The organism is Rubrobacter tropicus (assembly GCF_011492945.1).
GTDB lineage: Bacteria > Actinomycetota > Rubrobacteria > Rubrobacterales > Rubrobacteraceae > Rubrobacter_D > Rubrobacter_D tropicus.
The window spans coordinates 728,665-741,662 of sequence record NZ_CP045119.1; the positions used below are offsets into that span (position 1 = coordinate 728,665).

Consider the following 12,998-nt stretch of genomic DNA (forward strand, 5'->3'; position numbering starts at 1 on the left):
AGCCCATGTTCGGCGTCCAGGTTGAAGGGAACGGCTCGGAGACGAGGGTAGGCATGTGGGGGGAGTTCGACGCGTTCTCCCTGCCGCGCCTGCGCGAGGCGCTCGACGACGCCTCCGCGTTCGGCGGGCCGGTCGTGGTCGACCTGTCCGGGATCACCTTCCTCGACCTCCAATCCACCCGCGAGCTCGTGGTGCGGTCCCTGATCCAGACCCACCAACTCGTCTTCCGGAACCCCTCGCCCAACGTTCTCGCCAGCATCCAGGCCCTCGGCATGAAGGACGCGGCCCGCGCCTGGAACGGGCCCGACCGCGGGGAGCACATCTTCTCGGAGGCCTGAAGCAAGGTTACAGGCTTCGGGTTTCAGGCATCAGGAAGAGCGTCTCTCCGTTCCCGATCGTCCACCCGGCGATACCGCTCCCCGGCCACGAAAAACCGAAAAGCGCCCACAAAGCCTGCCCGCGAACGTGGTACTAAACTGTCAAACCATGTAGGATTGCAGTTAGCACGGAGGTCTCGGGCATGGCAAGTGCCTGATCTGTAGACCTTCGGGCGCGAGGGAGGAATAGCGGGATGGAGCCGCCGACGGGTGACCGGAGCGTACCGGCGCTTTCGGGCGCGGAAGGAGACGGGGATACGTGAGGTCTATCTTGGGTGGGACGAAGCTCCGGGACGCAGGCAAGTCAAACGCATTCTTCGCGACGCTCGCGGCGGCCTTGATGACGCTTGCGTTGCTAGGGGCTTCACCGGCTTGGGCGCAGGACAACGGTGCCAACCTCCGGATAACCAAGAGCGGCCCTGATGAGGTAAAGCTGGGGCAGAACTTCGACTACGTCCTGACGGTGTCCAATGCTGCGGACGCGGCTGCAGCTGACATGGTCACGGTCACGGATGATCTGCCGGATGGCGTAACATTCGTTAGATCTGAAGGAGCCAACTGCAAACTCGCAGGCGCCCCCGCCGATGAAAACACCGTAACCTGCACCATTCTGACCCTGGCGCCCGGAGGACCGAGCCGAGATATAACCCTGACGGTTAGATCACCGCAAATGAACCCCGGGGTGATTGAGAACCAAGCGAGGGCAAAGGCTACAAATGATGATTCTGGTGCAACCTCGAACGAGGTAACCACCAGGGTCGTACCCAACCTCGTGATTGAAAAGTTGGACGACCCGGACCCGGTCAGTCGGGAAGGCCTGCTTGAATACACTCTCAGGGTGCAGAATCGGAGTGAAGTATCGGTCTCCGGCATATCCATCACGGACGATCTACCGGTGGATGACGTGGACTTCCTCAGGTTCACTTCCTCGGACCCTAACTTCTCCTGTACGGAGACCGCCGGCGCCATACAGTGCGACGGTAGACTTGGGGCGGGCGAGCGTGGTGTAGTCAGGATTCTGGTAGAGGCGGAGAGGGCTGGCACTATACGAAACCGGGCCGACGTCTTTGTCAATGGTATTCGTAACTCCATCGACTCGGATACGGAAACGACTACTGTGAGGGGTAGCGACGAACCGGACGACCCTAATGATCCGGGAGACCCCGGTGATCCTGGTGACCCGGGAGATCCTGGTGCTCCCGGTAACGATTTGCCCCAGGGAGAGCAGTGTTCGCCGGTGGTGAACCTGGATACCGAGGAGCCCATCGGGGTAATCTCCGGCACGGAGAACAGCAGCCTGACTTTCACTAACACCTTCAACGAGCCGTTGCCGTTGCGGATCGTCTACGCCACCAGCTCGGAGGACGGCTCGTTGGGGATCACGGTGACCCCCCAGGATGGGGGAGAGGCGATCCTGGACGAGACGATAGACGGCAAGAAGCGGGGCGTCCTCCAGGTGGAAACGGAGGTCGGCGCAACCTACGACGTCGAGATACTCCCCGAGGAGCAGGGTTTCGCCGTCCAGTTCGAGATCGACCGTGGCGCCGAAGCATGCACGGACCCCGAGACCCTGGACCCGGATGTCGCTTCGTCGTCGAATGATCCCAAAGACGATGTCATAGACAGCTCGATCCCGGACGACGACAACCTCCCCGAGACGGGCGGCTTGCCCATCTCCGTCCTGGCGGGTTTTGCAGCCCTTCTGCTGACCGGGACCGCCGTGGTCGTGGCAGCGGTGAGACGGAAGCCGTAAAAAGCCCTGTTCCGGGCGACCTTTAGAGCGGAGAGCGGATGCTCCTCAAGCTAGGCTTCGTGATGATGGCTCTCGCGGCGGCGTTGACGGGAGTGGTGATCGCGGTCGCCACGCAGGAACCACCCAGGAGCGTCGCGGCCAGATCCGCCGAGCGGCAACCCGCCGAGCCTCTCGAACGCGCGGACCCCGCGGGCCAGCCGCAACGCGAAAAGCAGGTAGCCGCACAAACTTCAGAAGAACCCGAAGCCGCGCCAAAGGACCAGACCGAACCAGAGCCTCTGCCGGACGTCGAAGGCGAGCCGCCGAAGCCCACGGCCGAGGACGTGGCCTCGGCCCACAGGGAACGCCACTACGACCTGCCGGACGGGGCCGTGCTCGGACTTACGGTCAAAGCGCTCGGCATCCACGACGCCCCCGTCTTCGACTCGGTCGGCGAGCGTGCGCTGGCGAAAGGCGTGGGCCACCACCCCGAGACCTCGATGCCGTGGACGGAAGCCCCGCAGCGCAACGTTTACCTGGCGGGCCACAAGCTGGGGTTCCCGGGCACCGCAAGCCACCTGATCTTCTACCGCCTGGGCGAGCTCGGCAGCGGGGACGAGGTCGTTCTGAAAGACAGGGACGGCAGGAAGTACCGCTACGAGGTCAGCGAGAGCTTCGAGGCGGACCCGGGCGACTCGTGGGCGATGGGGCAGGTCAGGAACAGGGACATGCTCACGCTTCAGACCTGCACAGGCCCCGGCTTCTCCAAGCGCCTCATCGTCCGCGCGGACCGGGTCTAGAGGGGCTATCGGTCCCGAGGTCGAGCTGAAAAGTGGCGCTGCGCCGCCTGATAGGGCATAGTTCTTTATGTAGTTCGCGTGACAATGGGAAGTGGGGAGAATGCGTCGGATGGATGCAGGCGCGGTTTCGGTGACGTGTTAGTCAGTGAGTGTACGGGACGCCTGATAGGTGAGACGGCTCGGGGAGAGGATAGGTATGCAGCATAGGATTCTGGCGCTGATCTCGACGGGCCGCCGGTCGAGCGTGACGGTCGCGGCGTTCTTTGTGGGCCTGATCTTGCTGGCCATGCTCGCGATCCCCGCGAACGCCCAGGAGGCCGGGGGCGAAGAAGACGCCGGAACGGTCGAGAAGGATGGGACCGTCACCAGGGTGCAAGGCTCCAGCTCCCAATCGCTGACGGTCACGCAAAAGCAGGACTCCAACGGACAACAGACCGTGATCCAGAGCGCCCAGAGCTCGGACCGGGCGCGGGACCTGCTCGCGGGCATGATGGTGCAAGTCCGCAACACGGGCGACGACTCCGATAGGGCGAACGTCATCGGCCCGATCACGGTATCCGACTGCAAAGAGCTTGAAGTGGATTCGGACGCGGTCGTGGTCTTGCGCGGTGAGAATGACAGGGCTGTTCGTATAACCAACGGCAGCAACAACTTCTTCGTGGCGAAAGACACCAACGAGTTGAGGATAACGGGTCCTTCGGGCGGCGATCTTGTGGGTTCGAACGTACCGAGTCTCAACGAGGGGGGCCGCAATGAAATCTTCAGTTCTTCGGGCATTACGTGCAGACGCGGCGACGCCGCTGACGACGGCGGCGGGAGCGGTGGCAATGGCGACGGCAATTCGGGAAACACCAACACCCTCGAAGACCTGGAGTGCGACGAGTTGCTCCGGCGGTTTCGGGAGGAAGAGACCGGCCAGTATGGTGACCGGTCTCTCTTCTCGGACGTCGAAGTTCGCAAGAAGGTCGAGGTGTGCCTGGAACAGGAAGTGATCCAGGACACCGCGGCGGACGGGCAACTGCCCGACACGGGTGGACTCTCGTTGTTGAGCCTCGCGGTTCTCGGTGCCGTATCGGTCGTTGCCGGGGTTTCCGTGGTTCGCGGAGCCCGAAGGGAACGGTAGCCGGTAGACCGGGACGGGCGGCGAAAGGACGCGCGATTGCACCTGAGGACGGGCATCACCGCGATGGTTTTCGCCCTCGTATGCGCGGTCGCGGTCGCGGCGTTCGCGCTCCTCGGCGGAACACCGGAGCCCGCGGCCGCGGTGAAGTCGGCGACGCAACGCGAGGCCGAGCCCCTGAAACGTTCGAACCCCGGCGTGGAGCCGCAGAAAGAGAGAGTCGTAGACCTCCCAGAACCCGAAGAACCAAAGCCGGAACCGAAACCCGCACCGCCCCCGGAGCCAGACCCGTCGCCGAAACCCGAGCCTGTGCCGCCTCCCGACCGCGAGCCGCGGCCCGACGAGACTCCAGACCCTAGACCGGAGGCCGATCCTGAGCCGCTGCCGGACGTCCAGGCCGAGCCGCCCAAGCCCACGGCAGAGGACGTCGCCTCGGCCCACAGGGAACGCCACTACGACCTGCCGGACGGCGCCGTCCTCGGCCTCACGGTCAAGGCCCTCGGCATCCACGACGTCCCGGTGTTCGACTCGGTCGCGGAGCGGGCCCTCGCGAGCGGCGTCGGCCACCACCCGGAGACATCGATGCCGTGGACCGACGAGCCCCAACGAAACGTCTATTTGGCGGGGCACAAGCTCGGCTTCCCGGGCACCGCAAGCCACCTGATCTTCTACCGGTTGGGAGAGCTCGGCAGCGGGGACGAGATCCTGCTGAAGGACAGGGACGGCAAGAAGTACCGCTACGAGGTCAGCGAGAGCTTCGAGGCGGACCCGGGCGACTCGTGGGCGATGGGGCAGGTCAGGAACAGGGACATGGTGACCTTGCAGACCTGCACCGGCCCCGGCTTCTCGAAGAGGCTCATCGTCCGCGCTGATCGCCAATAGCCCAACGCTTTCGACCCTTCCGGCCGCTCCGGCTTCGCTTCGAGCTGGCCGACTTGCTCGCTTCGGGGCTTCCTCTGGTCGCACCGTGAAGATCGGCTAGTTCATTTTGCGTATATATCGCGGGTTGATACCGTTGTATCGTGGGCCACAGGGAACGCCCCGCTTTCGGGGCCGCGGAAAGGAGATTGGTCGTGGGGAAGAGGTTATCGGTCGCCGTGGCGGCGGCTGTGGTGGCGGCGATGATGCTGGCCGGTCCGGTACTCGCGGCGCCGGTCGTGACGCTCGAGGCAACCCTGACGGGGGAGCAGGAGGTGCCGGGGCCGGGCGACCGGAACGGTAGGGGGGACGCGAAGCTCATAGTGAACCGGGCCAGGGTCTGCTACGTGCTCCGTTCGGACAACATCAAGCGTCCCCAGGCGGCCCACATACACGAGGGGCGTCGCGGGGTGGCAGGCGACATAGTCGTCGAGCTCAGGCCGCCGAGGAACGGCTTCTCAAGCGGGTGCGAGAAGATCAGCCGCGCCCTGAGCCGCGACCTCAGGAACAACCCGACGCATTACTACGTCAACGTCCACAACAAGCGTTTCCCGGACGGCGCGATCAGGGGACAATTGCACCAGTAGCTGTTAGCTTTCAGCGGTCAGCTTTCAGCTTTTTAGCCCTGGAGCCGAGCATTGGTGCGTGAAAGATTTTCGGGGCCTGGAAGTCTGGCGGAAAGGTCACGTGTTGACCCTCGAGGTCTATGCGGCCGCGGCCGGGTTTCCGCGGGATGAGCTATACGGATTGACGAGTCAGATTCGGCGCTCTTGCTCTTCCATAGCGGCAAATATTGCCGAGGGTTGTGGAAGAAATGGAGACGCCGAACTGGCCCGCTTCCTGAAAATGGCCGCAGGCTCCGCCGGCGAGCTCGAATACCACCTGCTGTTGGCCCGCGACCTCCACCTGCTCGGACCACAGCAACACGAACGTCTGGCGGACGCTACGGTGGAAATAAAGCGCATGCTCACAACCTTCGTAAAGCGCCTCAAAGCCCCGCCGCAGAAAAGCTGAAAGCTCTCTACTCCATCGATTCCGAATAGCTGCCGCTCCTCGCCGCACCGTTCATCTTCAAACGGTGGTAGAACGCTTTTTGTGCCTCTTCGACGTTGCCGGTCTGGCCTTTCCAGATCTCCATGGGCGGTTCTTGCAGCGCCCGCGCGTAGGAGAAGGAGAGCTCCCAGGGCAGACCGTCGTACATGGAGTTCATGGCGTTGAGGTGGGCCGTGGCCTGGGTGGTGCTCTGGCCGCCTGAGAGGAAGACGATGCCGGGCACGGCGGCGGGCACGCACCGGCGCAGGCACTCGACGGTGGCCCTGGCGACCTCCTCCACGCCGGCCTGGCGTTCGGCCTCCTTGCCCGAGATGACCATGTTCGGCTTCAGGAGCATCCCGGAGAACTCGACGTTCTGCTCGTAGAGGGCCTGGAAGGTGGCGTGGAGGGTCCACTCGGTCGCCTCGTAGCACTGCTCGATGGAGTGGTCGCCGTCTATGAGGACCTCCGGCTCGACTATCGGGACGAGGTCGTGGTCCTGGCAGAAGGCCGCGTACAGGGCGAGCGAGCGGGCGTTGGCCTCGATGCAGCCCCGCGACGGGATCCCGTCCCCGATGGTGATGACGGCCCGCCACTTGGTGAAGCGCGCCCCCATCTCCCTGTACTCGGGGAGCCTCTCGCCCAGGCCGTCGAGGCCCTGGGTGAACTTCTCGTCTGGGGAGAGGGGCATCGAGACGGTGCTCTTGTCCACCTTTATGCCGGGGATGATGCCGTGGTCCAGAAGCACCTGCGGCAGCGGCCTGCCGTCGGACGCCTCCTGGTTCAGGGTCTCCTCGAAAAGGATCACGCCCGAGAGAAACTCCCCGATCCCCTCCGTCGTAAACAACATCTCCCTGTAGGCCCGCCGGCTCTCCTCGCCCGTCTCTATCCCGACGGCCTCGAACCGCTTGCCTATGGTCCCCATGCTCTCGTCCGCGGCGAGTATGCCCTGCCCCGGCGCCACGAGCTCCCTGGCGGTCCCTTCGAGCGTCTGAACGTTCATCCGGCTCCTCTCCCCGTCTTGAATCCCACGTATAGAACGGGGCCCCGGGCCGCGGCCCGGGGCCCCATCGCTATGGCGTTCTGGCGAGGTCCCTTGCTAGGTCCTTACCAGCTCGCGTTCTTTCTCCGGCACGCGCCTGACGGCCTCCCTCGCCTCTCCTTTTCGGCGCCTGCGCTCCTCTCGCTCCCGCTTCGCCCGCCTGCGGGCCTCTTCCTGGGCTTCCCGGGCTTCGTGGTCCCTGTGGGAGTAGCACACGGCTGCCACCTCCTCGCTAGCTTTCCCTACCGAAACTACTACCCGCCCCCGCGCCCGCTAAACCCTTTGACACCCTTTTCACGCGCGCCACCTCGGGAGGGTTCCGCGCGGGCTCCGATAGGCGGCTCGTGGCGGCCGTTAGGAACGCGGGCAACGATAGGAGAGGAGGCGCCGTGTCCGCAGAGGAGAGCAAAAGCGTGTCCGCCGGTTCGTCGATGAGGTGATGAACGGGGGCGCGACGCCGCAGTCCGAAGACGGCGCCTGAGGCCCGATACCTGAAGCCAGATACCTCCCGACGGTTACGCGACGCCCCGCGTGTGGTACGAATGCGGGCAGTAGACCCTTAGGAGAGCAGACACATGCCGAACCGACTGGCCGGGGAGACGAGCCCCTACCTCCTGCAGCACAAGGACAACCCCGTGGACTGGTATCCGTGGGGCGAGGAGGCCCTGGCGCGGGCGCGCGAGGAGGACAGGCCGATCCTGCTCTCCGTGGGCTACTCGGCCTGCCACTGGTGCCACGTCATGGAGCGCGAGTCGTTCGAGGACGAGCAGACGGCGCGCATGATGAACGAGCACTTCGTGAACATAAAGGTCGACCGCGAGGAGCGGCCCGACATCGACTCGATCTACATGTCCGCCGTCCAGGCCCTGACCCGCAGCGGCGGCTGGCCGATGACGGTCTTCATGACGCCCGACGGTGCCCCGTTCTACGGCGGCACGTACTTCCCGCCCGTCCCGCGGGGCGGCCTCCCGTCCTTCCAGCAACTCCTCCTGACCCTCGCCGACGCCTACGAGAACCGCCGCGAGGAAGTCCTTCAGAGCGCGGGCTCCGTCCGCGACTACCTCCAGGCCTCGACGGGCGCCGCCATGCCGAAGGCGGAGGCGGCGGGGGCCGAGGTGCTGGCGGGCGCGGGCGCCGCCCTGCTCGACCAGCACGACGACCGATTCGGCGGGTTCGGCGGGGCGCCCAAGTTCCCCCAGCCGATGAACCTGGAGGTGCTGCTGCGCCACCACCACAGGACAGGAGACCGGGGCGCTTTGGCGGCCGTGGAGACGACCCTGCGCCGGATGGCCGACGGCGGGATCTACGACCACCTCGGCGGGGGCTTCGCCCGCTACTCCGTCGACGCGTACTGGCTCGTCCCGCACTTCGAGAAGATGCTCTACGACAACGCGCTCTTGTCCAGGATCTACCTCGAAGCCCACCAGGCCACGGGCGACCCCTTCTACCGCCGCGTCGCCGAGGAGACCCTCGACTACGTCCTGCGCGACATGACGAGCCCGGAGGGCGGCTTCTACTCCGCCGAGGACGCGGACTCCGAGGGCGAGGAGGGCAAGTTCTACGTCTGGACGCCGCGGGAGATAGAGGAAGTTCTCGGCCCGGAGGACGCGAGGCTCGCGATCCGGTACTGGGACGTGACCGAGCGGGGCAACTTCGAGGGCAAGAACATCCTCAACGTGCCGCGTCCTTTGGAGGCCGTGGCCGACGAGTTCGGTCTGGCGCCGGGGGCGTTGTGGGACCGTATAGTCGGGATCCGGTCGAGGCTCCTGGCGGCCCGCGACGAAAGGGTGAGGCCGGGCCGGGACGAGAAGGTGCTCGCGGCGTGGAACGGGCTCATGCTCCGCTCCTTCGCCCTGGCGGCCCGCGTTACGGGCCGGGACGACTACCTCGAAGCCGCAAGGAAGAACGCGGCGTTCCTGATCGGGAACATGAAAACTGACGGTCGCATCCACCGCTCCTACAAGGACGGGCGGGCGCGGTTCAACGGCTACCTGGAGGACTACGCGATGGTCGCGGACGGGCTCGTGGCGCTGTACGAGGCGACCTTCGAGACGCGCTGGCTCGTCGAGGCCGACGTGCTCTGCGGCGCGATGAACGAGCTCTTCTGGGACGAGGAGAGGCGGTCCTTCTACGACACCCCCGCCGACCACGAGGAGCTCGTAACCCGCCCGCGCGACGTCTACGACAACGCCACACCGTCGGGAAACTCCGTGGCCGTCGAGGTCTTGCTGAGGCTCGCGCTCCTGCTCGACCGGAACGACTACAGGCAGCGGGCCGAGGAGGTGCTCGACGAGATGGGAGGGGGGATGGAGAAGATCCCGTCGGCCTTCGGGCGCCTGCTCGCCGCCCTCGACTTCTCCGCCTCGGGGACCCGCGAGGTCGCGATCATAGGCGACCCCGACGCCGCCGACACGAGGGCGCTGCTCGACGTCGTCTACTCCCGCTACCTGCCGAACAAGGTTGTGGCCGGCCGGGCGGAGGAGGACGCGGAGTCGGCCGGCCTGATCCCACTGTTGGCCCAGCGCCCAACCCGCGACGGCAAGGCGACGGCCTACGTCTGCGAGGGCTACGCCTGCCAGGCCCCCACCACGGACCCGGAAGAGCTAAGAAAACAACTCGAGACCCATTAGCCGCGCGATATCTTGGCTGGTAGTACCATACATATGGTATGCGCAAGACGACAGTATATTTGGAGGATGAAGAGGCGGAAGGGCTTCGTCGGCTCGCGGCCGAGAGCGGTGAGTCACAGGCGGAGTTGATCCGTGAGGGTGTCCGCCGGCTTTTGCGGGAAGGTACGGAGCGGACTTTTCACAGCATGGGCAAGGGCGCGGGGAGCGGTGAGACTAGGCCCCGCTGGGGCGCGGATGCCGTGCGTGAGAAGACGCGCGGGCGCCGGTAGAAGGAGTTGTGGCCCTCATAGTGGATGCCGGCGGGCTCTACGCGCAGGCAGACCGGGCCGATCCGGCGCACGAGGCTGTGGCCGAGGTTCTCAAAGAAGAGCGTGGGCCGCTGGTGACTTCGGGAATCGCCGTCGCAGAAGCCGATTACCTGATCTTGAACCGTTTAGGTTTCGATGTCGAGCTTGCCTCTCTGGACGATCTGGCCGAGGGAACATTCATCCTCGAAGCTCTGACGCGCGGTGATCTCGATGTGGCACGCGGTCTGGCGCGTCGTTATAGGGACCTGGAGTTGGGACTGGCCGACGTGTCGCTGGTGGTCCTGGCGAAACGTTACGACACCAGGCGAATCGTCACGTTTGACGAACGCGCATTCCGGGCCGTGACGCCCCTGCAGGGCGGGAGCTTCACTATCCTCCCGGCTGACGGATGAAAGGGGCTCGACCGTGCGTCGGGTGCGGGGCGCTCGTGCCGGATATCGGCGGGCCGACGCACCGCTACATCGGCGCCTCGCCCGGATGCTGGGAGATATACGGGGAGGTGCTGGGGAGGGAATACGAGGACTACTCGCGATTCGCGCCCGTCCACCGGCTGACCGTGGATGCCTACGCGGCGCAGCACCCCGGGACGCCCTCTCCGCAGGCGGTAGGGTCCGTGGGGGTGCACCTGATCCGGCTGCACCTCCAACTCGAACGCGGCCTGCCCCACGACCACGCGAACGCCGCCATGTTGCACATATCATCCCGCCTCAAAAAGGACTTCGTCTGGCTCGACCCGCCTGACCACCTCGGGGATCTCACGGTGCTCCACGTTAGCGAGGCCGGGAATCCTGACGACCACGCGGAGCGGGTGCGCGCGTGGGCCCGGTCCGTGTGGGAGGCCTGGTCCCCGCACCACGAGACGGTACGCCGGTGGGCGGGTGGATAATACTGCCGATTCGGTTGCCACTTTACGGGCCGGGTCGTATTCTTACCCGGCGCCTGTCGCCGGGAGACCGGCTATCAGAAGAAAAAGCTGACCGCTGAAAGCTGCGGCGAAGCCGTAGCGGGCTGAAAGCTGACAGCGCGCTTTGCTTACAGCAAATCGCCAGAGCGGAGGCAGAGATGGAAGATTTCACGCCCGTAAGCGGGCTTTTGGGTGGTTTGCTCATAGGGCTCGCCGTGGCGCTCTTGCTGTGGCTCAACGGCAGGCTGGCCGGGATCAGCGGCATCGTGGGCGGCCTGGTGCCGGGCGGGGCGCGCGACGGGTGGTGGCGCTGGGCCTTCGTCGCCGGCCTGGTGCTCGGCGCCCTCGCCTACGTGCTGGTGGCCGGCGGCGCCGACGCCGTCGAGGTCACGGCCTCCCTGCCCGTGCTCGTGGTCGGGGGTCTTCTGGTCGGCTTCGGCACCAGGCTCGGCTCGGGCTGCACCAGCGGCCACGGCCTCTGCGGGCTCGCCAGGTCCTCCAGACGCTCCGTGGTCGCCACGGCCGTCTTCTTCGGCGTCGCGATGCTCACCGTCTTCGTCGGAAGCCACGTCCTGTGAGCCGCTCAGGCGTTCTGCGGTCGTTCGGCGCGCTGGTCTCGGGGGCGATCTTCGGCCTCGGGCTCGCCGTCTCCGGCATGATGAACCCCGCGAAAGTCATAGGCTTCCTCGACGTCGCGGGAGACTGGGATCCCACGCTCGCCTTCGTCATGGGCGGGGCGCTCCTCGTGACCGTTCCGGCTTTTCGCCTGATCCTCGGCCGCGGGCGCCCCGTGTTCGACCGCAGCTTCGCGCTACCCGACCGGACGGCCGTGGACGGGCGCCTGATCTCCGGCGCGGCCCTCTTCGGCGTGGGCTGGGGCATGGTCGGCTTCTGCCCCGGCCCCGCCGTCGCCGCCCTCGCCACGGGCCTGACCCCCGTGCTCGTCTTCGTAGCAGCCATGGTCGCGGGCATGGCTTTGCAGAGCTGTCAGCAATCAGCCCTTAGCTATCAGCGAAGGAAAAAAGCCGAAGGCTGAGAGCGGAGGCCGAAGGCCGCAGCGGGCTGAAAGCTGAACAACGCGGTTTTCGGACGCATCTAGCTTCCGAAAACCGCCAGCGGTAGATACGAGGAGACGATCCAGTTCGGGGCGTCGACGACCTCGGAGATCTTGAGGTCCACCACCAGGCTCGCCAGCGCGTAGGCCTCGACCGGCTCCAGCCCGTACGTGGTGCTTATGTGCTCGACCATCGCCCGGACGGAGTCTTTCGTGGCCTGCATGAGGTCCGGGTTTACGCCCATCGTCGCGTACCAGCCGCCGTCGTCGACGAGCGGCGTCAGCGGGCCGGGCGTCTGGAACTGGGGGGCCGGGATGCTCTTGCCCTTCACCAGGTCGAAGCGAAGCGCCGCGTACATCGGGCACTCGATGCCCGTGACGCAGACCTCGCCGTCGCCCTGGGCGGCGTGGGCGTCGCCGCAGGAGAACAAGGCGCCCGCGTGCTGCACCGGCAGGTAGAGGACAGAGCCCTTCGTGATGTGCCTGGTGTCCATGTTGCCGCCGAACGGTCCAGGCGGCATGATGACAGGCTTTTCGGGGCCGGTGGGGGAGACGCCCATCGTGCCGAAGAAGGGCTCTATCGGGATCACAACGTCGTCCTTGAAGAACGTGTAGTCGCCGTTGGTCAGGTCGAAGATCTTCAAGTAGGCGTCCGGGAAGTCCTCCGGCAGGAGGCCGAAGCCGGGCAGGATCGCCGTCCAGCCCCACCCCACGGTGTGGATGTCCAGAACCTCGACGGCCAGCACGTCGCCCGGCTCGGCGCCCCGCATCGCGACGGGACCGGCCAGCGGATAGAGCTTCTCCCAGTCCAGGTTCGCGAGGTCCTCGGCCGTCGAGTCGGGCGTTACCTGCCCGTCGGAGACCTCCCGCGTCCGGTAGACGACCGTGTCCCCGGGCTCGACGGTCAGCACCGGCTCCTGCTCGTTGTCCCAGACGTAATGGACCCTGTCCTCCGGAAAGTAGTGCGTCCTCGCCACGGGCGTCCTCCTCGTCTCGCTTGGCCTGGGACGTACTTTCTCATAATTCGGCTTTCAGCTTTCAGCTATCAGCCCTCAGCTATCAGCGAGCGAAAAAAGCTGAC

The 12,998-nt window shown here is 65.7% G+C and carries 16 protein-coding genes; 13 read left to right on the top strand and 3 right to left on the bottom strand.

Going from position 1 to position 12,998, the window contains the following annotated elements:
• Positions 1-5 precede the first annotated feature (5 nt).
• The 7 genes from GBA63_RS03425 to GBA63_RS03455 all read left to right on the top strand — a co-directional run bounded on the left by GBA63_RS03425 (position 6) and on the right by GBA63_RS03455 (position 5,961).
• Positions 6-338 carry an STAS domain-containing protein gene (locus tag GBA63_RS03425; RefSeq protein WP_166173502.1) on the top strand — a complete coding sequence of 111 codons (333 nt, stop codon included), beginning with the start codon at positions 6-8 and terminating at the stop codon, positions 336-338.
• Positions 339-648: 310 nt separating this feature from the next.
• On the top strand, positions 649-2,130 hold the full coding sequence (locus GBA63_RS03430) for a DUF11 domain-containing protein (RefSeq protein ID WP_207957054.1): 1,482 nt from the start codon (positions 649-651) through the stop codon (positions 2,128-2,130).
• 38 nt (positions 2,131-2,168) lie between these two features.
• Entirely contained in the window at positions 2,169-2,909 is a 741-nt protein-coding gene (locus GBA63_RS03435; protein WP_166173506.1) for a sortase, read from the top strand.
• Between the two features lie 196 nt (positions 2,910-3,105).
• Positions 3,106-4,032 carry a hypothetical protein gene (locus tag GBA63_RS03440; RefSeq protein WP_166173508.1) on the top strand — a complete coding sequence of 309 codons (927 nt, stop codon included), beginning with the start codon at positions 3,106-3,108 and terminating at the stop codon, positions 4,030-4,032.
• Positions 4,033-4,068: 36 nt separating this feature from the next.
• Positions 4,069-4,911: a sortase gene (locus tag GBA63_RS03445; protein ID WP_166173510.1), complete on the top strand. Its 843-nt coding sequence runs from the start codon at positions 4,069-4,071 to the stop codon at positions 4,909-4,911.
• A gap of 191 nt (positions 4,912-5,102) precedes the next feature.
• Positions 5,103-5,534 (top strand): CHRD domain-containing protein, encoded by a 432-nt coding sequence (locus GBA63_RS03450; RefSeq protein ID WP_166173512.1) that lies wholly within the window; start codon positions 5,103-5,105, stop codon positions 5,532-5,534.
• A gap of 58 nt (positions 5,535-5,592) precedes the next feature.
• Entirely contained in the window at positions 5,593-5,961 is a 369-nt protein-coding gene (locus GBA63_RS03455) for a four helix bundle protein (protein WP_166173514.1), read from the top strand.
• 7 nt (positions 5,962-5,968) lie between these two features.
• On the opposite strand, the gene GBA63_RS03460 is transcribed toward GBA63_RS03455, so the two are convergent.
• Both GBA63_RS03460 and GBA63_RS03465 read right to left on the bottom strand, forming a co-directional pair.
• Positions 5,969-6,982, bottom strand: coding sequence for a class I fructose-bisphosphate aldolase (locus GBA63_RS03460; protein WP_166173517.1), 1,014 nt, complete (start codon positions 6,980-6,982; stop codon positions 5,969-5,971).
• A gap of 96 nt (positions 6,983-7,078) precedes the next feature.
• On the bottom strand, positions 7,079-7,237 hold the full coding sequence (locus tag GBA63_RS03465) for a hypothetical protein (RefSeq protein WP_166173519.1): 159 nt from the start codon (positions 7,235-7,237) through the stop codon (positions 7,079-7,081).
• A 359-nt stretch (positions 7,238-7,596) separates the two neighbouring features.
• Between GBA63_RS03465 and GBA63_RS03470 the strand changes: the two genes are divergently transcribed.
• From GBA63_RS03470 to GBA63_RS03495, 6 genes are all read left to right on the top strand, one after another.
• Positions 7,597-9,651, top strand: a complete 2,055-nt coding sequence (locus GBA63_RS03470) for a thioredoxin domain-containing protein (RefSeq protein WP_166173521.1) — start codon at positions 7,597-7,599, stop codon at positions 9,649-9,651.
• A 38-nt stretch (positions 9,652-9,689) separates the two neighbouring features.
• Positions 9,690-9,920 (top strand): ribbon-helix-helix domain-containing protein, encoded by a 231-nt coding sequence (locus tag GBA63_RS24240; RefSeq protein WP_407690824.1) that lies wholly within the window; start codon positions 9,690-9,692, stop codon positions 9,918-9,920.
• A gap of 8 nt (positions 9,921-9,928) precedes the next feature.
• Positions 9,929-10,351 carry a PIN domain-containing protein gene (locus GBA63_RS03480; protein WP_166173525.1) on the top strand — a complete coding sequence of 141 codons (423 nt, stop codon included), beginning with the start codon at positions 9,929-9,931 and terminating at the stop codon, positions 10,349-10,351.
• Complete coding sequence (locus tag GBA63_RS03485; RefSeq protein WP_207957056.1) at positions 10,348-10,845, top strand: DUF5946 family protein; 498 nt, start codon at positions 10,348-10,350, stop codon at positions 10,843-10,845. The genes GBA63_RS03480 and GBA63_RS03485 overlap by 4 nt, the downstream gene beginning before the upstream one ends.
• A gap of 176 nt (positions 10,846-11,021) precedes the next feature.
• Complete coding sequence (locus GBA63_RS03490; protein WP_166173529.1) at positions 11,022-11,441, top strand: YeeE/YedE family protein; 420 nt, start codon at positions 11,022-11,024, stop codon at positions 11,439-11,441.
• On the top strand, positions 11,438-11,899 hold the full coding sequence (locus GBA63_RS03495) for a YeeE/YedE family protein (protein ID WP_166173531.1): 462 nt from the start codon (positions 11,438-11,440) through the stop codon (positions 11,897-11,899). The genes GBA63_RS03490 and GBA63_RS03495 overlap by 4 nt, the downstream gene beginning before the upstream one ends.
• 59 nt (positions 11,900-11,958) lie before the next feature.
• Here the strand turns inward: GBA63_RS03495 and GBA63_RS03500 are convergent, their stop codons facing one another.
• Positions 11,959-12,894, bottom strand: a complete 936-nt coding sequence (locus GBA63_RS03500) for an acetamidase/formamidase family protein (protein ID WP_166173533.1) — start codon at positions 12,892-12,894, stop codon at positions 11,959-11,961.
• Positions 12,895-12,998: the final 104 nt, after the last annotated feature.

Bases quoted from the DNA above. Each gene is read 5' to 3' on its own strand.
- GBA63_RS03490 (WP_166173529.1), top strand. From the start codon at position 11,022: ATGGAAGATTTCACGCCCGTAAGCGGGCTTTTGGGTGGTTTGCTCATA.
- GBA63_RS24240 (WP_407690824.1), top strand. From the start codon at position 9,690: ATGCGCAAGACGACAGTATATTTGGAGGATGAAGAGGCGGAAGGGCTT.
- GBA63_RS03470 (WP_166173521.1), top strand. From the start codon at position 7,597: ATGCCGAACCGACTGGCCGGGGAGACGAGCCCCTACCTCCTGCAGCAC.
- GBA63_RS03435 (WP_166173506.1), top strand. From the start codon at position 2,169: ATGCTCCTCAAGCTAGGCTTCGTGATGATGGCTCTCGCGGCGGCGTTG.
- GBA63_RS03440 (WP_166173508.1), top strand. From the start codon at position 3,106: ATGCAGCATAGGATTCTGGCGCTGATCTCGACGGGCCGCCGGTCGAGC.
- GBA63_RS03425 (WP_166173502.1), top strand. From the start codon at position 6: ATGTTCGGCGTCCAGGTTGAAGGGAACGGCTCGGAGACGAGGGTAGGC.
- GBA63_RS03460 (WP_166173517.1), bottom strand. From the start codon at position 6,982: ATGAACGTTCAGACGCTCGAAGGGACCGCCAGGGAGCTCGTGGCGCCG.
- GBA63_RS03485 (WP_207957056.1), top strand. From the start codon at position 10,348: ATGAAAGGGGCTCGACCGTGCGTCGGGTGCGGGGCGCTCGTGCCGGAT.